The sequence below is a fragment of the Paramesorhizobium salinisoli genome (genome assembly GCF_003335045.1).
Taxonomy (GTDB): Bacteria; Pseudomonadota; Alphaproteobacteria; order Rhizobiales; family Rhizobiaceae; genus Paramesorhizobium; species Paramesorhizobium salinisoli.
Window position 1 is genome coordinate 25762 of record NZ_QOZG01000006.1, and the last position, 20959, is coordinate 46720.

The window sequence follows — 20959 nt, forward strand, 5'->3', positions numbered from 1 at the left end:
CGTTCATGGGGTATGTCACCACACGCAAGACCCCATGTCGCGACAAAACGTTATACACGGACCTTCATAGTTTATTCCAGTATTGGCCGAGGGACTCACCATCACAAACCTTTCGCTCTGCGTGCCCAGGGCGCACCAGCCCCGGGGGCGTCAGCTTTTCACGGTATCTGTCGCCTGATGAATTGGAGGCTGTGCCGGCATCGTTGGGAACCAATCCGCGGCGAGGCGCACGCGAACTCGCCGTGTTGCCGTTGATGGCTTGGCATGCACGCTCGCGGTCATCGGGGATCAAACTTGATGACATCGACCGGCAGGCCGGCGCGATTCTGGTCGCGAAAGAGACGCAGGGGAGATAGCGGTGCTGCTAGCGGGCTTGGTCAACGACGTGGGTGGGGCGGCATGATCACGCCTTGCTGTTGCTTGCCTTTCAGACGGGATTGCGGGTATCAGAGCTGATCAGATTGCGCTGTAAGGATGCGGTCCTTGACGTGGGTGCCCACATCCGCTGCACCGTTTGTACCTCGCCGCCATCACGGCCGAGCGTCAGCCGGAGATCGCCGCGCTTTCCCGGGAACTCGCCCGCCAATACCGGGCAATTGCCGTATTTCGCGAGCCGTGTGGGTATCAGACCCGCCAAGCAGCGTGATGGATGCCCGGTGGAGACTGTCGGTGGACAAGCGTCCGGCTCTCGATGACGGTGGCTGCTGGTGCGGGCGAGCGGATATCGAGGCTGATACAAACCGGAACCGGCGCAGGGGTTTCGAAGGCGCAGCGGATGTTCACGGCGGTTCTTCCTTCCGGAGATCTGTCGAGAGCCGGCTCCTGCCGGCCCTCCCTTCGGCTGGGGGTTGCGGTCGTAAACCGGCGGCCTGCCGCTTCAAGGCCGCAGTCGCGCCGCGTTGCGGCCGGAGCAGCCGATCTCGGCAAAACAGGCCCGCGGGGCTGCGCGAGGACTGTCAGCCCTGCTTGCCCGCAAGCCGGCTTCGCTCGATCCGGCAGCACCGGACCTTGAAGCGCCCGTTTTTCCGCCGGTTTCTTTCGACCGCGCCAGAGGGAGGGCAGGCACGGGCCGGTCCGAGCCTTCGGCAGAACGGAAGGAAAGGAATTTGCCATGATCAAAGCCGCTCGCACACCCCGAAAGACTGCCCGCGTCGTCCCGCTGCGCAAAGGCACCAACCTCGAAATGGTCCGGCTCGCTTGCCCGGATGCGGCGCAGGCCATCCTCATCGCCGAGAGCTTCGGCCTCCCTGTCCTTGACAGCAACGGCATCCGCGACCTGCACGAGAAGCTGATCATCGAGACCGCCGACGCCTTGAGCGAAGGCCTTGGCGAGCGGGCGATGCAGATTCATCTCCAGCGCATCGTCGGCGCCTTTGTCGGCTCGGCCCATGGGGCAGGCCAGTTCTACAGCCGTGCGGTGTCCGAGGCACGCGATGCCACGGCCAAGGCCGCCAATGACCTGCGCGATGAGGATTTCGAAGGGCCGGTCGGCTTCGGCAGCGCCGCGCAGCGCAGGCGCGAGTTCGCGGCCGATATGGGTGTTCAGTCGCACGCCCTGCGCATGGCGGCCGAGGGCGCCGTCGCCGCTTACCAACAGGTCATCGGCGAGACGTGGAAGCCCTTCGAGCGTCCTGTCGAGGTCCCCGGCCGGAACCTCGACCGTAAAGCCGCCGAGCAGCAGATGGCGGCTCTTGGATGAGCTGTCCACGAGGCGAGGCTTCGGTATCGCCGGATATCGTCGTCTTTTCGGGGCCGGTCCTGCCAGGACTGGCCTTCTTCGTGTCGCGCCTGCTTCGGACAAGAAGGAAGGAGAAAGAAAGAAGGAATTGGGGCGCATGCGCCTTGCGTCCCGTCCCGGATGGCGGTCCTGCCGGGCCTGGCGAACTGCGCAACGGCTTCGCCGTCCTCCTCTTCGTTCCGGCCCATGACCACCCCGTCGCGCAGGCGCGGCGGGGACCCCGGTCCGGGTGCGCGGCCCCCTGATTGGCCCGGCGAGAGGACCCCCGTGACGGGCCGCGACAGGCGCGGCCTCCAAGACGGAGGTTTACGACATGAGAGGCAAGGAAAGCGCATCGCGCTCCGACATCTATGCGCGGATCACTGAGAAGATCATCGCCGATCTGGAGAAGGGCGTCCGCCCATGGGTTAAGCCATGGGGTGCACACAACGCCCGCGGCCGGATTACCCGGCCGCTCCGCCACAACGGCGAGCCATACAAAGGAATGAATGTGCTCCTTCTCTGGTCGGAGGGGATGGCACGGGGATTCTCTTCAGCCATGTGGATGACATTGCGGCAGGCAAACGAATTTGGTGCGCATATCCGCAAGGGCGAGAGCGGGGCGACTGTCGTTTATGCCAGCCGGTTCATGAAGACTGAAACCGATGCCGGCGGCTGCGAGGTTGAGCGCGAGATTCCGTTCCTGAAGGCGTATACTGTCTTCAATTGCGATCAAATCGAAGGTCTGCCTGACCATTGCCACCGGCGGCCGGAGCCAATAGGCGACGATCCCATCGAGCGTGTCCAACACGCCGACCGGTTCTTCGATAATACCGGAGCCAGGGTGCGCTATGGCGGCGACAGGGCATATTACTCGCCGGTCACCGATCGTGTGCAACTGCCTCATCGTGAACAGTTCAGGGACATCGCGTCGTTCGTCGCTGTCCGGGCGCACGAGACCCTGCATTGGACCGGGGCCCCTCAGCGGCTGAACCGGGATCTCAGCCGCTACCATCGGGATCGGACCGATCGCGCGCACGAAGAACTCCTCGTGGAGATCGGCGCCAGCTTCCTTTGTGCCGATCTTGGCATCGTCCCGGAGCTGGAGCCGCGCCCGGATCACGCCAGCTATGTCGCGTGCTGGTTGCGTGTCCTTCAGGCAGATCGCAGGGCGATCTTCTCGGCCGCCGCCCGGGCGCAGCGTGCCGTGGCTTATCTGCACGACCTCCAGCCCAGGGCGCAGAGCGGGCGGGCGGCGGCGGTCTGATGCTTCACGCCCCGCTTCTTGCCGGGGAGGACCGCGCGTCCTCCCCGTTTCGCCTGCGCGCGTGTCCGCTCGGCGCCAGCGCCCAATCCACGACGACAGCGCTGCTCGCCGTCCATGGCGAGGGTCGGGCCTATGCCCGACTGCGCGATTATCGCCGACACGCCTGACTGCGGATAATACCTATACCGATGGGACGACGATCTCGGCGGGCACGCTGCAGCTTGGCCAGGAATCTGAGGGCGAAAACCGCGAGGTCGTGAAACAGATTGGGGCGCCCTTGTCCTCCTGACCCCCATCATGCGGCGGCTACGCACCGACCGCGAAGAGGAAGCGAGTGACCCCAAACCGGGCGTTTGCCGTCAAGATGGCGCGGGTGGGACGTTGGCAGACGGGTCGATAAGATCGGCGGCAGCGTAGTCGAGGCAAACCGCGAGGACAATGCCTGCGATACGTGTCATTATCCCACTGGTTGAGGGCCACCGATGACGGCGAGCCATGATCTGGTTCCTCCGATTTGAGCCTCAATGCACCCATGCAGGCCTCGGTGGGTCTGGTGTGACCGGAGGACGCCTCACGTCTCGATCGCCATTCCGCAACGGCCGGCGCCGGCTATTTTCCGCCGGCGGGACAAGCCCGCCTTTGCACCGCGAAGCAAAATAGCCGTCTTTGGCCGCCCTCCACTGCGTTCCGGCCCGACAAGCCACCCCATTGCGTTCGCGCAACGGGGACCCGGGGGTGCGGTGTCGATCGCCGCCGGTCGTTACACCGCCATCGAGGCCGCGATGGGCGCGGCCCGAGCAAACTGGAAAGGAACAGATCATGGCAGTCATCGGCGAATTCTCCACCAACGGCAACAACAGCATCGTTGGCAACGTCCGTACCCTCACCGTCAGCATGCGCGCCCGCCTGAACCCCATCGAACGCGTCTCGCGCGACGCGCCGGATTTCCGCATCACAGCAGGCAACGGCGTCGAGGTCGGCGCGGGCTGGAAGGCGATCTCCAACGACGGCGAGGAATATATCTCGGTCAAGCTGGACGACCCAAGCTTCAATGCTCCGATCACCGCGGCACTTTGGCCGAGCGAAAAGCAGGGAGAATACGCCCTCATCTGGAACCGCCCGAAGCGCGAGGTCTGATCGCCGCAACGAACGAGCCCCGCCGCCGAGGCGGGGCTCTCTTTCCGCGCATCGTGAAGCCGGAACCAAGCATCGAGCCTGCTTTCCGGCTTGCAGGGCGCCATACAGAGCCAGGTGGCGTCTGCTCAGATCGTCCGAGGATGCCATGGCGGCTCAAAGCCTCAAGGACGAGTGGTTCCCCCAAAATGCTGGCGCATTTCGGCTCCCCCGCTCGCCGGCTCTGCCGGTCGCTGCGCGCTCCTTGACCCCTCCGGCCCGCCATGACCGCCGGCGGGGTCTTTCACGAACATCAAGGAGATGACTATGACGATCGATCAGCACATCGAGGAACTGCGCGCCGAGCTGTGTAATGCCGTCTATCGCGACGAGCGTCGTTGGGTCGAGGAGGAGCTTGCGATGGCGCTGGCGGAGCGCGAAGCCATCTGGGCCGGGCAGGAGGGCCTTATCAGCAGCGAGCCTCCCTTCTAGGGAGGCTCTTGCCTGCCGGACGCACGCGACTCGGTCAGGCCGTTCAATGCATCCCTCACGACCTTGGCCGCAGTGAAGGCAAGCTTTTTCGGCGTGGCGATCTGATGGCCAAATTTGGACATCAGATCATTGCTTTGCACATTGTATAGCCGGCACCTATGGCGTTTCCGGCCTATCGCCACCGTTGAAACTAGGCCCTGCAAACAACAGCTTCGCGCGGTCGGACCCCTTTGGGAAAATCGCCAAGCCGATACCCGAGAGCCTGCGGGTTCGGAAGGACAATAGCGGCGCCCTGACCTACGCCTCCGGCAATCCAACCGCCCGCCGCCCTTCGTTGGATTTGAGAGAGAAATCGGAGCCAAGGTGCGGATCGGCCCCTTCGGTCGTCAACCATGCGATGGCTTTCGCTACCCACTCGGCTGGAATATGCGCGGACCAGTCGAGCTGGCTGACCGGGTTGATCCCCGAGGCCCGGATTTGTTCCTGCATCCGCGTCGCCACAGTTCCGGGGCTGAGCCCGATCACGCGCAATCCCTTGTTGCGGTATTCCCTGTCCGCTACGCGGGTCAGCGATAGGACCGCCGCCTTGGTTGCGCAGTAATGGCTCCATCCCTCGAGCGCCGAGGTCGCCGCGCCCGAGGAGATATTGACGATCGTACCACCGCCCTGCGCCACCATGACGGGGATAGCGTAGCGCAGGCCATGGTAGACCCCCTTGAGGTTAACGTCGACGGTCCGGCCCCACTCCAGCGGTTCGCTGTCGGCCAGCCGAGCGATCGGATCGATCAGGCCCGCGTTGTTGACCAGCAGGTCGAGCCTGCCCGTCCTGTCCGTCGCTGTCGAGATCAGAGTCAAAACCTGCGCGGGGTCGGACACGTCGCAAGCGACCGCGTGAGCCGACGCGCCCTGGTCCTCAAGGTCTGCCGCGATCTCTCCGATCCGATCGGCATTCGTGGCAGCGAGGAAAACATGCGCTCCGATGAACGCGAAATATCTTGCTGTGGCCTCGCCGATGCCGCGGCTCGCACCGGTAATGACGATCACTTTGTCCTTGAAATCCATCTCACTTCATCCACTGAGAGGCCGGAGCGCCATCGCCCCGACCGGGCAGGTCATTCGGCGGCGGCAGTCATTGACGGCGTCCAGGCCAGCGCGGGGTCCGACATGAATCCTCCGTTCGGGATGTTGGCCAGAACGGCGCTGTAGTTGGCAATGACTTTCGCGGCGACGATTGCCACCACATCGAGCACATTGGCATCGGTGAAGCCTGCCGCGAGGAAGGCGGGTACGGCCTCCGGCGCCTCGCCCCGCGCCTCTGAGACGCGTCGGGTAAAGGTCCAGAGCGCGGCGAGCTTGCCGTCGTTCGGCGGTTGGCCGGCGCGCAAACGGGCGATCGTTGCCTCGACCATTCCAGCCTGCCGCGACAGGAAGGTGTGGCCCATGGTGCAATAGCCGCAGCCGTGCAGGACGTTGACGGCTTGATAGGCCACCTGCTGTTCCACCGCGCTCAGCGTCGATGAGGCGATCTCGCCCCAGAGAGATTCATAGCCCACGAGGGCGCTCGGGCTCTCGGCGAGGGTCGCATGCATTTTGGGTGTGAATTCCCCAGGCTTTCGTGACGGCCTCAAGTGCAGCTTGGAGCCCTCGGGAGTGGTTGCGGGCGTATGCAGTGTGAAGTCCGGCATCCGTCTCTCCTGTCGTTCGTCTTGAACTGCAACAGGGATATTCCGGAATGTTTCAGAGTTAAATGGCGTGACAGACCGCAGACTCCTGCATATTCTGCATGAATGAATCTCGCAAATCTGACACTGATCCAGGACGTCGCACGGCACGGCAGTTTCGCAGCAGTGGCCCGCCAACGCGATGTCGACCCGTCCTCTATCGGCCGGCTTGTCGCGGGAATCGAAGAAGAGCTCGGTTTCCCTCTCTTTGCTCGAACGACGCGGCGGATGGAGATGACTGAGGCTGGTGCCCACTACCTCGCGCGTATCATACCATTGAGCGAGGAACTCGACCGTGCGACCGATGAGTGCCGGGCGATGCAGTCCGAACCGCGGGGAACCCTGCGCATCTCGGCCTCCGCGACCTTCGGGCAAAGGTTCGTCGTGCCCCGTCTGGCCGCGTTTCGCAGCGCTTACCCCGACGTCGCGGTCGAAGGGATATTTTCGGACAACAACATCCATCTGGTGGCCGAACGTGTCGATCTTGCCGTCCGTCTCGCACCGGCGGTCGCCGGCGACTATATCGTGAGCAAGCTTATGGACACGCGATACCGCGTTGTTGCCACACCGGGATATCTGCGTCAGGCGGCGGAGCTGAAGCGTCCTGAAGATATGGCGCATCACCGCGCCATCCTCTTTCCCTACCGCGACTACCGGTCCCGCTGGATCTTCCGCGACGCAGCCGGCACCGTCACCGAGCAGCGAGTGGACGGCGACCTCGTCCTGTCACCTGCGGGCGCCATCCGGGATGCCGCCCTTGCCGGTCTTGGCCCGGCCCTCCTTCCCGACTGGCTGATCAGGGACGATCTCGACCACGGGACATTGCATCCCTGTATCGACGGTTGGGATGTCACCGCAACGACCTTCGATACCGCAGCCTGGCTGATCTACCCTAGCCGCAGTTATCTTCCTGCCAAAGTACGTGCAATGATCGAGTTTCTCCGCGGATCAAGTGGCAATAGGCATTAGACCGAACCACGTCGTTGCAACGAATGACGGGTTCGCAGGAACCGCGATGCCCAGAAGCATGGCTGCTTCCCCCGTGGTTGCTCAACCTGCCATTCTGCTATCCACCCAAACTGCGACCTTCCCTCGATCTCCACTGTATTTGTCTTCTGAGCGCTGCACTTCACTACTGAACTTGGCACTGATCGTCGCCCCGTCGTGGGTTGCGGCCTCGCGTGCCGGCGTCTCCTTCACCTTGAACTTGCCGAACCCGGCATTCGTCTCCGCGTCGCTTTTCCAGCTTTCGAATGACGTTCCTCTCGCAACCAGCAGGACCATGCTCACAGCTCCGGCGTCAAGGTAGTCTCGGCATTTCCCCCGCCGCCACCCTCCAGATCCAGGGTGTGATCTCCGGTCTCGCCTCTATCATGCCCGCGAGCCCATGCTCGTATTCCTCTCCGGCTCCCGCGGGCACGATGAACATTGCGACTGGAGATGGTTTCTGCTCCGGCAGCATCACCGATACGATCGGCTGGTGGCGCGACAGGTTGAAGCGCAGCCCCTTGACGCTCTTTCGCTTGAGAACGCTCAGCTTCTCCAGCAGTCGCAGTTCGTCGATGTTCTCAAAGGGAATCCAGTGCTCGTTGACCACCATCAGCGCGATCTCCTCGAGCGAGGCGATGCCGGCGGTGGAAATCCCGAACGTGCAGATCACAATCAGATGGAAGGCTTCGTTCGAGCGCCAAAGCTCCAGCTCGGCCTCATGGCGTGCGGCCAGCCTTCGCCATGCGCCGTCCTCCACCATCAGCGGAAACGGCAAATGCCGCACGGCGATTTTCTGCCCCTCCCGCGCGGGGGCAAATTCCTTCACCTCGGCCACCATCAGCATCAGCTTTCGCGGTCCGGTTTCCGTCGCCTGAATGCCTTTAAGCGTCGCCGCTCGCCGGGCCGCGATGCCATCCTTGTCGGCGGGATGATACATTTCCGGCACATACAGCATGTCGCTCAAGGAACTGCCCCTTGCTGTCATCTGCGCCGCGGCATTGAGAAGGCTGTTGCGAACCCGACCCCAGCCCCGCTTGCCCACCCAGACGGAGCGCCATTCCGTCAGTTCGCCAGCCTCCCAAAGATAATGCAGCATCGCACGCAGAGACAGCTTCTTCGCTTCGCTGCGAATGCTTGGCTCGGAAGGCTCCGCCGGAGCGCCCGGCGCCGATCGCGGCCCTCTTTTCGTCAAGGTGAAGTCCAGCTTCAATTCGGCTTTGCCGCTGGCATCGATCTGGATTGCGTTGCCTATCAGGGGGCCGAGACCCGACAGCTCGTATGGCGGTTCATAGGCGGGGCAGACAGCGTCATGATCGCGGCCCGACAGCGGCATGCGCTTGATCAGATACTGCCCTTCCATACGCGCGATGTACATGGGAACGGGCGGTTCCTTGCAAAGGCACAGCGGCCGAAGTCGCTGCTGGTAGGCGTGCGGCAAAGCCTCCCGGAGCTCGGGCGAGGTTTCATCCAGATCCCGTTCGCCGATCTTGAATCTCCGCATCCTATCCTCCTCCTCATCTGTTCGGCCGGAAGGTACTTCCCTGGATCGTCCAGAGACGGGTGTAGCACGGACGTTACGCCTGATACTATCTGAAATCCGATAGTATCGGGGTATCAGCGGGCCTGACCGCCCAGGGCAGAGCGCGCCGTTAGACGGAGAAAGCGGCCGATAGCATAGCAGTCGCTCGCCGCATCCCAATGCTCCTCGAAACCAACAGCGACGAGCTATTCATCCATATCGCCGCAGGCTCCAATGTCCGAGAAGCTGCCGCACGTGTGAAAGCGGGCAAGATCTCGCTCTATCAAGCACCCGGGACCAAGAAATCAGTGATAATCAAGTCCAAACTAGCATAGGTTTCGACTATACCAAGCGCCCGCCCCCATCGACATGCAGTACCTCTCCTGTCACGAAGCGGTTGGCCATCAGGAAGAGAATGGCCGCCGCGATGTCTTCTGGGCGGCCGATATTGCGGGTTGGCAGACCGAAGGTGTGGATCTTTCCATCCGCATCTTCTACTTGATCCGGTGGAGCTTGTGGCACACCCCTTCATCCGCTTCGCTGGTTTCGCGGCGGATGAGCGGCTGATCTGATCCGTCCCGACGGCGGGTCGGTGGAAGTGCCCATCCGTACCGCATGGCGCGTCATCACTGGCGGCCGCTTATGGAAGCAGTGCTGGCGGAAAGAGGAATAGGCTCCTTGTTTGCTCTCGTTTGTGGCCGTGAAATCGCCGAAGGAAGGCTAGTGCCGATCCTGCCATCCTATGAATTCAGGCAAGTGGACGTCCATGCCATCTATCCACCAGGGCCGCGTCTGCGGCCAGGACGAAAGCCTTCCTAGCGTTGCTTGCCGAGCAAGCCGACGCGCTTTTGGGCCAAGACGTTGGGCTGTCGTTGCAACGCCGCCAACGGCATGCCGTTCTGGGCGTTCATTCTGATGGCGATCGGGTGTACCGCCTTTGCGATCGGCTACACAATCTTCCTCGACTGGATCACGTCGCCTGGCGCGGAAGATCCGTTTGCGCGCTATCGCAGTTCCGACCGATAGGAATTTTCCGGAGCGCCCGGCGGCGACTTCCGCCGGGCCCGGGCAGCGTGAGCCATCAACGAATTGCCTTTACGAAACGATTTGCCTTCGCCGCCTCGTTCATATCATTGCGCCGGAAATAGATCGCCCGCCCGCAGCGGATCGGACTATGGCCCTGAACGATGATTATCTGCTCATCCTTGCGCATGGATTGCGTGATCTCGTGGGGCATGATCAACGGCCGGCGCTGGAAATTGACATTCTCCGATTTGCGCGAGGCGCTGTTCTTGATGTCCCAGCCGATGTTGCGGGAACTTCCCTTCACCTCCACAGTCATTTCGCCGCATTGCGCCGAAACGGTGCGCGCGGTGTCCAGCGCCTTGATCGCGGCATAGCTCGCGAAGGCGCATCCATCGATCCACGATGTCGCGCCGTCTTTCCCGAAATGCCTCTCAAGCTGGCCGACCGACTGGTACATCAGCATCATGGAGATGCCGTATTTGCGGCCGCGATCGCGTGCCTCTTCGAGCACGCGCATATAGCCGAGGAGATCAACCTCATCGAGCATGAAGAGCGCCCGGCGGTTGAAGCCGCCGTTTGCCCGCACCATGGCATTGATCAGCGAGCCAATGATCACACGCCCGATGCCGGGATAGGAGCGCAGGACCGACGCGGGGATATTGAGGAAGACGTCCTTCCTGGCCGTAACGATATCGCTCGATGTGAACGCATTGCCGCAAACAAGGGCGGCATAGCTGTCGAGCGACAGCCATTGCGTATCCTTTGAGGCGGTCGAATAGACGCCGGAGAACGTCTGTTCGGTCATGTTGGTGAATACACCGAGCGTCTCGCGGATGAAGGCGGATTTCGAATGTTCCTGAATGTCGCGCAGCATGGCGAGCACTGAGGGCTCCGGTTCGGAAACGATCTGCCGGAGACTGCGCAAGTTGCGCCGGTTGGCATATTCGGGCGACAGCATCACATGGGCAAGCAAGCCCGTGAGAAGATTGTGCGCTTGAGACTGGAAGTAAGAGCCAATCGAGGATTCAAAGCGCACGCTCTCCGATAGCAGCATGTGCGCGATGCCGACGATGTCCTGCTCCTTCTGCCTGGATGTCTCGATGCCATCGAGGACGTTGAAACCCATGATCGGGTTCGCGGGATCAAGCACCATGACCTCGCGGCCGAGGACGCGGGTGCGATGCTCGACCACCATTGGCGCAACCTCGGTGGACGGATCGAGGCAGATCAGCGGACCGGTGTAACGCAGCGCGGTCGGCACGACATTGCTCGTCGTTTTGTATCCGCCCGACCCGGCAAAAAAGAGCATGTGTGTGGAATCGAAATCCTGCCTGTAGGTCAAGAGCGACGCCTTGCCGCCTTGCCCCCATGTGGCCGGATCATTTGGATCGAACGGCAGTTCGTGGACAATTTCCTTGTCGACCCGGTAGCGCTCGCCGACGACGATCTCACCGTCTGGCGGAAACAGCTTTCCAGCGGCCGACATGGACAGCCAGTCCGCATCTCCAAAGGTTCCTCGCTTCGCGCGCTTCACCGGTTCGGGCACGACGGTTGAAATACGCGCTGCTACCGCGACGGCCATGAAGCCGATGACTGCGCCGACGACCGCCACCGCATCGAGATAGGAAAGCGCCCGGTCCCATGAAATCGCGCCGCTCTCCACAGACGGTGCAAGGCGAGCGAATTCCCGCAATGCATAAAAGCCGGCGACGACCAGAAAGCACCCGAGGCTCGTGATGGCGACCGGCCTTCGCCGGTGCAATGGCAGCGCCCAAACCGTCAGGAGCCCGGCAAACGGTCCGAACAATAATGCCGGAATGGGCGAAGCGCGCAGCAACCAGTATTCTGTTCTTCCCGATAGCCCGCCGGCAAGCCCCTGCCATCGCCAGCCGACGACATAGACGGCGAATGCCGTCACCGCGACCGGAACCAGAACAAGCGACAGGCCCGGTTGCAGTTGTGCCTTCAGCGCCATGCCGCTGTCTCCGCAATCCGAGGTGAATGGTCATCGAGCGGGGGAGCCTTGAACGCCTCCTCGCCGATGTCGCGAAGCCGCCGGTGCTCTGCGGAGCCGGGAGCGACCCTTGCCAGTTCGAGAAGAGCGCCGAGCAGAAACGCCCGGTCGGCCTTTGACAGTCCCGCCCTGACGACGATGCCGCCGAGCAGGAATTTCTCGCGCGCCTGGCGCTTGCGGTCAGCCGTCATGAGAAACCTCCGCCGCCGCTCCAATCCCGCCACGTGGCTGTCGACGCGGCGAAGCGGCTGCGTGAGCCACCCCCCTTTTCTGCTCTTTGCGAAATCGCGTGGCGAGCTCTTCAAAGATGTGATCGACCTCCTCGTCGGCGATCTCCATCTCCGCGATCTTGGATTTCATGGCAGCACGGGCAAAGCGCTCGGCGGATTTTGCAATCATCGAGCGTCTGCGCTCGCGCAGTTTTTCGATCTGGGCGTCGATGTCGGTGATCGATGATTTCGTGGCCATTCCGCAGTCCCTTCCTGTGAGGCAATTTCGACAGCAATGATTATACTATCTAGAATTTGATAGTTAAATAGTCTATCTTCCATTACCCCGAAAATGTCGCAGCCAGCGTTCTTGCCCGTGGCCGTCTTCCGGAGAAGTGGCATCGGCCCCAGGGCCGATCGGTTTGAGGGCGCAATATACGTCGCTGTCGCGACGTGCCGGGAGAGGTCTGGAGACGTCAGTGGCGATCATGTTCGTCAGAGCGCAGGTGATCAGCAGAGGAAAGGGACGCAGCATTCTCTCCGCCGCCGCCTATCGCCATCGCGCCCGGATGATGGATGAGCAGGCGGGAACGTCCTTCAGCTATCGAAGTGGGGTCCGCGAACTGGTGCATGAGGAGCTGGCATTGCCGGACGGGATACCGGCCTGGCTGAAGACCGCGATTGAGGGAAAGTCAGTGGCTGGTGCCAGCGAGGCGCTGTGGAATGCCGTTGACGCCTTCGAGACGCGGACGGACGCGCAGCTTGCCCGCGAGTTGATCGTCGCCCTGCCGGAAGAATTGACACAGGCGGAGAATATCGCCTTGGTGCGCGAGTTCGTTCGGGACAATTTCACGTCCTGGGGCATGGTCGCGGATTGGGTTTATCACGACAAGGACGGCAATCCGCATATCCATCTGATGATGACGCTGCGGCCACTGACGCAGGAGGGCTTCGGGCCGAAGAAAGTCCCGGTGCTAGGCGAGGACGGGGGGCCGTTGCGTGTCAGCACGCCGGACCGGCCGAACGGCAAGATCGTCTACAAGGTCTGGGCGGGCGACAAGGAAACCATGAAGGCGTGGAAGATCGCCTGGGCGGAAACGGCGAACCGACATCTGGCGCTTGCCGGCCACCAAATCCGCCTGGACGGTCGCTCCTATGCCGAGCAGGGGCTCGACGGGATCGCGCAGATGCATCTCGGGCCGGAAAAGACGGCGCTCGTCCGCAAGGGCATTGAGATGTACTTTGCCCCGACCGATCTTGCGCGTCGGCAGGCGATGGCAGACCGGCTGCTCACCGAGCCGGAGTTACTGCTGAAGCAACTCGGCAACGAACGCTTTACTTTCGACGAGCGTGATATCGCCAAGGCGCTGCACCGCTATGTCGATAATCCGGCCGATTTCGCCAATATTCGTGCCCGGTTGATGGCTTCGAATGAACTGGTCACGCTGAAGCCTCAGGAGATCGATGCTGATACAGGCAAAGCATCGAGGCCGGCGATCTTCACCATGCGGGAGATCCTGCGCATCGAATATGACATGGCGCTGTCGGCTGAGGTCCTGTCGAAGCGCAAGGGGTTCGGCGTCGCGTCGCGGAATGTCACGGCCGCGATCAGGCGCGTGGAGATGGCCGATCCGGACAGGCCCTTCAAGCTCGATACGGAACAGGTCCATGCAGTTCGTCACGTCACGGGCGACAGCGCAATCGCGGCGGTCGTCGGTCTCGCCGGCGCCGGCAAATCGACGCTGCTTGCCGCCGCGCGTGTTGCCTGGGAAGGCGAGGGGCGCCGCGTCATCGGTGCGGCGCTTGCCGGCAAAGCGGCAGAGGGGCTTGAAGGCAGTTCCGGGATAAAGTCGCGGACGCTCGCGTCCTGGGAACTCGCCTGGGCCGGCGCGCACGAACTGCTCAATCGCGGCGACGTGCTGGTGGTCGACGAGGCCGGAATGGTGTCCTCCAGGCAGATGGCGCGCGTCGTGAAGGCTGCGGAAGAGGTGGGGGCGAAAGTCGTACTGGTCGGCGATGCGATGCAGCTCCAGCCCATCCAGGCGGGCGCGGCGTTCCGCGCGATTTCGGAGCGTGTCGGTTTTGCCGAACTAGCCGGTGTGCGCCGGCAGCGCGAGCAATGGGCGCGCGATGCCTCGCGGCTCTTCGCCCGCGGCAGGGTGAAGGAAGGACTCGATGCCTATGCCACGCACGGCCGTCTGGTAGAAGCCGAGACCCGTGAGGAGATCATCGAGCGCATCGTTTCCGATTGGACGGATGCGCGCAGACAGGCGATCGAGAAAACAGTCCTGGAGGGTGCGGTCCGCCGGCTTCGCGGTGACGAACTTCTCGTTCTCGCCCATACCAACGATGACGTGCGGAAGCTGAACATGTCCCTGCGTCGGGTGATGCACAATGAAGGCGCGCTGACGGACGCACGCGAATTCCAGACAGCGCGTGGGGGACGCGAGTTTGCTGTCGGCGACCGTATCATCTTCCTGGAAAACGCTCGCTTCCTTGAGCCGCGAGCGCGGCGTCTCGGTCCGCAATACGTGAAGAACGGCATGCTTGGCACAGTCGTTTCTACCGGCGAGAAGCGGCGCGACCCGCTGCTGTCGGTGCGTCTTGACAATGGCCGCGAAGTTGTCCTCAGCGCGGACAGTTATGCCAATGTTGATCATGGCTATGCCGCGACGATCCATAAGTCGCAGGGCGCCACGGTGGACCGGACCTTCGTGCTCGCCACCGGCATGATGGACCAGCATCTGACCTATGTGTCGATGACCCGGCATCGCGACCGCGCCGATCTCTATGCGGCGGTGGAAGATTTCAAGGCGAAGCCGCAGTGGGGCAGGAAACCGCGCGCCGATCATGCGGCCGGCGTCACCGGTGAACTCGTTCAACGGGGACATGCGAAGTTCCGGCCGGACGACAAGTCTGCGGGCGACAGCCCCTATGCCGACGTCAGGACGGATGACGGAACCGTTCATCGTCTTTGGGGTGTGAGCCTGCCGAAGGCGCTGGAGGAGGCAGATGTCTCGCAAGGCGATACCGTGACGCTGCGAAAGGATGGTGTGGAAAAGGTCAAGGTGAGGGTTCGTGTCATCGACGAGGAAACGGGCGAGAAGCGTTACGAAAAGCGGACCGTCGATCGCAATATCTGGACGGCAAGCCAAGTCGAAACCGCAGAAGCCCGTCAGGAGCGCATCGAGCGGCAAAGCCATCGGCCGGAATTGATCAATCACCTCGTCGAGCGCCTGTCGCGGTTCGGTGCCAAGACGACGACGCTCGATTTCGAAAGTGAGGCGGGATACCAGGCGCATGCCAGAGATTTCGCACAACGGCGCGGGCTCGATGATCTCGTTGATGTCGCGGCGGGAATAGAGGAGGGTGTTGCCCGGCGGCTGGCGTGGGTTGCGGAGAAGCGCGGGCAGGTGGCGAAGCTGTGGGAGCGGGCGAGCGTGGTGCTCGGCTTTGCGATCGAGCGGGAACGGCAGGTCTCGTACGAACAACGGACACAATCCCGCGCAGAAGACGTTCCGATCGGCGGGCGGTACCTGATCCCGCCGACGACTGCATTTGTCCGGAGTGTCGACGAGGATGCAAGGCTTGCACAGCTTGCTTCGCTACGGTGGAAGGAGCGCGAGGATATTTTGCGGCCGGTACTCGAAAAGATCTATAGCGATCCTGACGTCGCACTTTCGGTACTGAACACGCTCGCTTCGGATGACGCGATCGAGCCGCGCAAGCTTGCCGACGATCTCGCCACCGTGCCGGAGCGGCTTGGCCGCCAGCGCGGTTCGGACCGTATCGTTGACGGCCGCGGTGCGCGGGACGAGCGCGGAATGGCGTCGGCGGCTCTGGAGGAATTGCTGCCCCTGGCGCGCGCCCATGCGACCGCATTCCGTCGCAATGCCGAATACTTCCGCGAGCGGGAGAAGATGCGCCGCGCCATGATGTCTCTGCCGGTTCCAGCAATCTCGAAGCAGGCCATGATGCGCTTGATGGAGATAGAGGCGGTACGCCGGCACGGCGGGGCGGATGCCTACAGAACTGCCTTTTCGTATGCGGTAGAAGACCGGTCCGTCATGCAGGAGGTGAAGGCCGTCAGTGATGCACTAACCGGCCGCTTCGGCTGGAGCGCCTTCACGTCAAAGGCGGATGCGGTTGCCCAACGCAACATGGTCGAGCGTATGCCGGAAGATCTCGCGGATGAACGCCGTGGAAAGCTGACGCGGCTGTTCGAGGTCGTCCGCCGATTCGCCGAGGAGCAGCATCTGGCCGAAAGGAGGGATCGGTGGAAGATCGTGGCCGGCGCGAGTGTCGATTTCGGCAAGGAAGCAAAAGCCGTACTGCCGATGTTTGCCGCTGTGACGGCGTTCAAAACGCCCGTGGACGACGAGGCGCGCACGCGGGCGCTCAGCGTTGCGCACTATCGCCATTGCCGCACAGCGCTCGCCGAAACAGCCAAGCGTATCTGGCGGGACCCGGCAAGCGCCGTCGGCAAGATGGAGGAATTGATCGTCAACGGCTTCGCGGCCGAGCGGATCGCGGCGGCCGTGACCAATGATCCGGCAGCATACGGTGCATTGCGCGGCTCGGATCGCGTGATGGATCGGATACTGGCGTCTGGCCGGGAGAGGAGGGAGGCGCTGCAGGCCGTGCCGGAAGTGGCCGTTCAACTGCGTTCGCTCGGCGCATCGTGGCTCAGCGGTTTCGAGACGGAGCGCCAGGTCGTTGCGGAAGAGCGTCATCGCATGGCGATTGCCATTCCCGGATTGTCCCAGGCTGCCGAAGAAACCCTGCGGCAACTGGCAGCGGAGGTGAAAAAGAAAGGCAGCAAGCTCGATGTCGCCGCCGGTTCGCTTGATCTCGCCATTCGACGGGAGTTTGCCGCCGTCAGCAGCGCGCTCGATGAGCGGTTCGGCCGCAACGCTATTCTGCGCGGGGAAAAGGACGCCGTAAATCGCCTGCCTCCGGCGCAGCGCCGCGCATTCAAGGCGATACAGGAGAGGCTGCAGATTTTGCAGCAGACCGTCCGATTGCAGAGCAGTCAGCAGATCCTGTCCGAGCGGCGCCTGCGCACCATCAACCGCGCACGGGGCGTCAACTACTGAGAAAATAGAAGAAAGGGAAAGGAAGAAGTTATTGCTCCGGCTTCTCCATAAGTATGCCACGGCTTTGCAGGAAAAGGCGCCAGAACCACGAACGCGAGCCGGGGAGCAGTTCATTCGGCGCGGAGTAGGCGAAAGGAAACCCGGTGTGGCAATGCGGTGGTTATCTCCCGCCCAACCAGTTCCGCTCGTTTTCGGAGCCTCCTTGCATCGCGTCGAAGGGCACGCTGTCATCAGGGTGCCATTCGACGGCTGCACCCGGAAACGTCATGGCGGACAAACTCCCCTGCAAGAGCGTCCGGACGCCATAAAAGGTAATAAAGTCCTGCGCTTCGACCCGGAAGTGCAGGCCTTCATCAGTCGGTCTCAGTATTGCGCGCGCGTTGCGGAAGTGGAGCAACCTATCGGCGCCGGTTGCGCCTATTAAGCGGCAATAGTCACTTGCGCGGGCGCAGACCTTCTCTGCGACGCTTTTCGCATGTGAGACCGGCACGAAAGCTTCGGCGACGTGCTTGTACATTGGCGACACCTCGTCTGGCGCTGCATGGGATGTTTTCGCCGGCGGAAGCGCCAGCGGCAGGAGCGAAAATTCGATCACTGGCGCGGATGAGCTCCCACTGGAGCGCAGCTTACGCGTAGCCTCTGGAGTGACGTCCCAAAGACCAAGAAGAAGCCCTTCCTTCCCCCCTTGCCCGCACGCCACGGGGGATGGTGACCAGCCAATCCGGGAATAGACCCGCGTCATTCGGCGGTCATAGATCCCGACAATGCTTTCGATGCCAGCGAGACGGCAAAGTTGATATAGCCCCAGTAATAGTTCGGCTGAAGCGTCGCCGCTGGTCGGAGTCTCCATCGGGTGGACGCAGAAGCGCGTGCATTCCCATGTGGTTGGACGTTCTATATCGATTGGTTCATCGAACAGATCCGCAAATTCACCCTTGATCATCGTGGAGCCGGTCGTTGGAAGGAGACGGAGCGAAGCTGTGGACTGCTCAAAATGGTCCAATGCGATGAGATAAATAGCGTCCTCGTCACGATCGTAGGAATCCATCTCCAGTCCGTTCTCTACTTCTACATCCCATCCAAGCCGGCCATGGAAGGCCATTGCGCGAGCGCGATGCATCTGCCCGAAGATTTCAGGGAAGACATAGCGATGTATGGTTGAGAGTGCCTTTATCATGGTTCCCCGCTATCAGTCAGAGTGGAAGGCTAACGCCACCCTGGTGCTCTTCAATTTGGCAAATTCGACAGGTTCACGGGATTGGATAGGCAGTTTATAATGAATGGATCAGCCCGAGGCGGGTGGCTCGCGAAATAGCATGATTCCTGTTTATGCATCTGAGTTTGCGGCGTGCAGATGAGATGTAAAGCGCGACGGCACTTTCCGAGATTTGCAGATCAGCGGCGATTTGCTTCGGCGCCCTACCTTGGGCAAGAAGCTGCAAACATTGCCTCTCTCTAGGCGAAAGCGGTGCGATTGAATGACCATGATTTGCCGCGTGAAAGACGACCGCTCGATTATGAAAACAGTAAGCGAAGACTTGCAACTCGCGCGCATACTGCAATCGGTCACGTTGCCATCGTCGGCCTGACGCATCGGATGTGATGGAGAAAAGAGCACGTTCTCCGCATGGGCCACGGATTGGTATGGTCATGCCATTGCGACCGACGCCATGCTCATGGGCCTCGCCGAAGAAGCGTTTGATAGCGGGTGTGTTGTTAGGCAATTCCGACCAATCTATAGGCAGCAAGCGCTCGTTTGCGAAGCGTACGACCGGATCGATGCGGAAGTAGTGGCATTCAAAATATCGGTCGATCCAATTCTTTTCATAGGTGCAAAGAAGGATAGGTTTTGACGTGAGTTCGTCGGAAACGCGCGAACCGTGATACACGACATGGCGCAGTCCATAGAGTTCGGCGATTTTTTCAACAATGTCTTGCAGATCGTGTTCGCTTGTCGCAGCGTCTGTGAGTTCGACAATTTTCCCTATGCTGGCACTCTCCGCGCGCATCGCCATGACCCTTGTCACAAACAAGCAACAGAATGAGTTTAGCATTGAGGATAATTGAATTTAAAACTCGCGTTATCGCTACCATGGTCGAACAGAGCTTTTAGGAGATCCAGCGGGTGTGAATTGGGTGCCGTGCGAGATAATTGTCGGTTTACCGAATTCGAATCCACTTGAAGGATAAGCCTGGAAATACGCAAATAGTACAAGAGCCTACAGCAAGTCCCCGTGGATCCAGGCAATGAATGGCAAGCTTTTGGCCAGATGCCGTATCTGCGACGGTATGCCGCGGATGGCGAATGACTGTGACGTCACGCCGACTTGCATTTGATCACGCACTGGCGGCAAGATGGGTCTATCTGCACTCGGTAAAGTCGGGATCGAATAATGCCGGGCGAAGGCGGGTCTCGACACTCATGAAGGCGATTAGCCAGCTTTGTCTCGTGACAGATATCTATCCCCGAACTATCCGGCGCCGCTTTTCATCGATCCCGCCAATGCACAAATCATCAATGCGACTTCGAATGACTTCTGGAAAGCAGGGACGGGTAGAAACTCAAACCGTGAATGAAAGTTGTATGCCCCAGTAAAGAAATTTGGCGTCGGCACGCCGCGGGCGGAGAGGACTGCGCCATCTGTCCCTCCACGCATAGGAATGAGCTTTCTCTCAATTTCGAGCTGGTCGAGAGCCTTGAACAGCAGATCGGCGGGGCGGTGGTCCTCGCGGAGATAGTTGCCGATGTTATGATAGGTATCGCTCAGGCTGCACTGAACATTGCCTGGAGGATATTTCGATCTGATCAGCTCCGCGACGGTCTCCATTCGATCTTTACGCCGTTTGAATTCAGCGCTGTCGAAATCCCGGATCAACACCTTCAACCTTGCCTCGCTGTCGTTTGCGACAAGTTCCTTGAACCAGAAAAATCCCGCACGCTCTCCCGTGCATTCGGGCGTTTCGCTGCGGTCGAAGTGGGAAATAAAATCGAGCGCCATCAGGAGAGGATTGACGAGAACGCCCTTTGCAGACATCGGATGGGCGCTGACACCCGTGAATACGACTTCTCCTGAAGCGGCGTTGAAGTTCTCCACTACGACCTCGCCGAGTTCGCAACAATCGATCGTGTACGCGAAATCACATGGAAAGCGAGTGAGATCCAGCGCCTTGGCGCCCCGCAGCCCGATCTCTTCGTCCGGCACGAAGGCGACAAAGATATCGCCATGTGTATCTGCGGGACCAAGCCTGGCAAGCAGCGTCATGATGATCGCGATAGCTGCCTTGTTGTCCGCGCCAAGGACGCTGGTTCCATCGGTGACAATGATGTCCTGATCCGTCCAGGCGAGAATTTCAGGGTGCTCGGCGGTTCGCAGCCAGATGTTCTTCCGCGGATTGAGGCACAGATCAACACCCCCGAAACGCACGAGGCGTGGCCGGATAACCGGCGAAAGGCCGACGTCGACGGTGTCGAGATGGGCGATGAAACCAATCTTCGGAGCGTCTGATCTGTTTCCGCGCTTCACGCCCGTCACGATTGACTGCGCGTCGAGCAGGACATCGTCAACTCCAAGCACGCTCAGTTCATCGGCCAGCAAGGCTGCGAGTTGAGATTGCCCTGGCGAAGATGGCATGGATTGGGAATCCCCGTTGCTTTGACTCTCGATTACAGCATACCGGAAAAACCGGCTGATGAGTTCGTCACGAATTCCCATTTGTTCCACCCCAGCGAACATCGTGGTTACCTCGAAATACAGGACGGCGAGTGAGCATTGGCTGAATCCAGCGACCAAACCC

At 61.2% G+C, this 20959-nt stretch carries 20 protein-coding genes; 8 read left to right on the forward strand and 12 right to left on the reverse strand.

Annotated features, from left to right (window positions below; all coding sequences use genetic code 11):
- Positions 1–1111: 1111 nt before the first annotated feature.
- From DUT91_RS14835 to DUT91_RS26185, 6 genes are all read left to right on the forward strand, one after another.
- Entirely contained in the window at positions 1112–1699 is a 588-nt protein-coding gene (locus tag DUT91_RS14835) for a hypothetical protein (protein WP_114441288.1), read from the forward strand.
- 352 nt (positions 1700–2051) lie between these two features.
- Entirely contained in the window at positions 2052–2984 is a 933-nt protein-coding gene (locus DUT91_RS14840) for an ArdC family protein (protein WP_114441290.1), read from the forward strand.
- The gene (locus DUT91_RS26180; RefSeq protein WP_200834993.1) at positions 2984–3151 is read left to right on the forward strand and encodes a hypothetical protein; all 168 of its coding nucleotides are present in this window, start codon (positions 2984–2986) and stop codon (positions 3149–3151) included. The genes DUT91_RS14840 and DUT91_RS26180 overlap by 1 nt, the downstream gene beginning before the upstream one ends.
- Entirely contained in the window at positions 3148–3273 is a 126-nt protein-coding gene (locus DUT91_RS27435; protein WP_114441597.1) for an autotransporter-associated beta strand repeat-containing protein, read from the forward strand. The genes DUT91_RS26180 and DUT91_RS27435 overlap by 4 nt, the downstream gene beginning before the upstream one ends.
- Before the next feature lie 530 nt (positions 3274–3803).
- Positions 3804–4121 (forward strand): DUF736 domain-containing protein, encoded by a 318-nt coding sequence (locus DUT91_RS14850; protein WP_114441292.1) that lies wholly within the window; start codon positions 3804–3806, stop codon positions 4119–4121.
- A 303-nt stretch (positions 4122–4424) separates the two neighbouring features.
- Positions 4425–4589, forward strand: coding sequence for a hypothetical protein (locus tag DUT91_RS26185; protein WP_200834976.1), 165 nt, complete (start codon positions 4425–4427; stop codon positions 4587–4589).
- Here DUT91_RS26185 and DUT91_RS27180 read toward each other — a convergent pair.
- The 3 genes from DUT91_RS27180 to DUT91_RS14860 all read right to left on the reverse strand — a co-directional run bounded on the left by DUT91_RS27180 (position 4586) and on the right by DUT91_RS14860 (position 6274).
- The gene (locus DUT91_RS27180; protein ID WP_281032614.1) at positions 4586–4711 is read right to left on the reverse strand and encodes a hypothetical protein; all 126 of its coding nucleotides are present in this window, start codon (positions 4709–4711) and stop codon (positions 4586–4588) included. The two genes, DUT91_RS26185 and DUT91_RS27180, sit on opposite strands and share 4 nt — an antisense overlap.
- A 175-nt stretch (positions 4712–4886) precedes the next feature.
- Complete coding sequence (locus DUT91_RS14855; RefSeq protein ID WP_114441295.1) at positions 4887–5651, reverse strand: SDR family oxidoreductase; 765 nt, start codon at positions 5649–5651, stop codon at positions 4887–4889.
- 50 nt (positions 5652–5701) lie between these two features.
- Positions 5702–6274, reverse strand: coding sequence for a carboxymuconolactone decarboxylase family protein (locus DUT91_RS14860; RefSeq protein WP_114441297.1), 573 nt, complete (start codon positions 6272–6274; stop codon positions 5702–5704).
- Positions 6275–6376: 102 nt separating this feature from the next.
- On the opposite strand from DUT91_RS14860, the gene DUT91_RS14865 reads away from it, so the two are divergent.
- The gene (locus DUT91_RS14865; protein WP_114441299.1) at positions 6377–7279 is read left to right on the forward strand and encodes a LysR family transcriptional regulator; all 903 of its coding nucleotides are present in this window, start codon (positions 6377–6379) and stop codon (positions 7277–7279) included.
- Positions 7280–7360: 81 nt separating this feature from the next.
- Here the strand turns inward: DUT91_RS14865 and DUT91_RS14870 are convergent, their stop codons facing one another.
- The 6 genes from DUT91_RS14870 to DUT91_RS14905 form a co-directional block, all read right to left on the reverse strand.
- Positions 7361–7594 carry a hypothetical protein gene (locus DUT91_RS14870; RefSeq protein WP_114441301.1) on the reverse strand — a complete coding sequence of 78 codons (234 nt, stop codon included), beginning with the start codon at positions 7592–7594 and terminating at the stop codon, positions 7361–7363.
- A 16-nt stretch (positions 7595–7610) separates the two neighbouring features.
- Positions 7611–8801 (reverse strand): DUF1173 domain-containing protein, encoded by a 1191-nt coding sequence (locus tag DUT91_RS14875; RefSeq protein WP_114441303.1) that lies wholly within the window; start codon positions 8799–8801, stop codon positions 7611–7613.
- A gap of 360 nt (positions 8802–9161) precedes the next feature.
- The gene (locus DUT91_RS14885; protein WP_425373803.1) at positions 9162–9341 is read right to left on the reverse strand and encodes an SDR family oxidoreductase; all 180 of its coding nucleotides are present in this window, start codon (positions 9339–9341) and stop codon (positions 9162–9164) included.
- Between the two features lie 559 nt (positions 9342–9900).
- Complete coding sequence (traG, locus tag DUT91_RS14895; protein WP_114441306.1) at positions 9901–11820, reverse strand: Ti-type conjugative transfer system protein TraG; 1920 nt, start codon at positions 11818–11820, stop codon at positions 9901–9903.
- Positions 11811–12050: a conjugal transfer protein TraD gene (locus DUT91_RS14900; protein ID WP_114441308.1), complete on the reverse strand. Its 240-nt coding sequence runs from the start codon at positions 12048–12050 to the stop codon at positions 11811–11813. The genes traG and DUT91_RS14900 overlap by 10 nt, the downstream gene beginning before the upstream one ends.
- Complete coding sequence (locus DUT91_RS14905) at positions 12040–12327, reverse strand: TraC family protein (RefSeq protein WP_114441310.1); 288 nt, start codon at positions 12325–12327, stop codon at positions 12040–12042. The genes DUT91_RS14900 and DUT91_RS14905 overlap by 11 nt, the downstream gene beginning before the upstream one ends.
- Before the next feature lie 220 nt (positions 12328–12547).
- Here DUT91_RS14905 and traA point away from each other — a divergent pair, with 220 nt between their 5' ends.
- Positions 12548–17164, forward strand: coding sequence for a Ti-type conjugative transfer relaxase TraA (gene traA / locus DUT91_RS14910; RefSeq protein ID WP_114441312.1), 4617 nt, complete (start codon positions 12548–12550; stop codon positions 17162–17164).
- 160 nt (positions 17165–17324) lie between these two features.
- Here the strand turns inward: traA and rctB are convergent, their stop codons facing one another.
- From rctB to pepT, 3 genes are all read right to left on the reverse strand, one after another.
- On the reverse strand, positions 17325–18341 hold the full coding sequence (gene rctB, locus DUT91_RS14915) for an SMa0974 family conjugal transfer regulator (RefSeq protein WP_114441315.1): 1017 nt from the start codon (positions 18339–18341) through the stop codon (positions 17325–17327).
- A gap of 94 nt (positions 18342–18435) precedes the next feature.
- Positions 18436–19179, reverse strand: a complete 744-nt coding sequence (locus DUT91_RS14920) for a helix-turn-helix transcriptional regulator (protein WP_160113659.1) — start codon at positions 19177–19179, stop codon at positions 18436–18438.
- A 456-nt stretch (positions 19180–19635) separates the two neighbouring features.
- Positions 19636–20877: a peptidase T gene (gene pepT / locus DUT91_RS14925; RefSeq protein WP_114441598.1), complete on the reverse strand. Its 1242-nt coding sequence runs from the start codon at positions 20875–20877 to the stop codon at positions 19636–19638.
- Between the last annotated feature and the right edge of the window lie 82 nt (positions 20878–20959).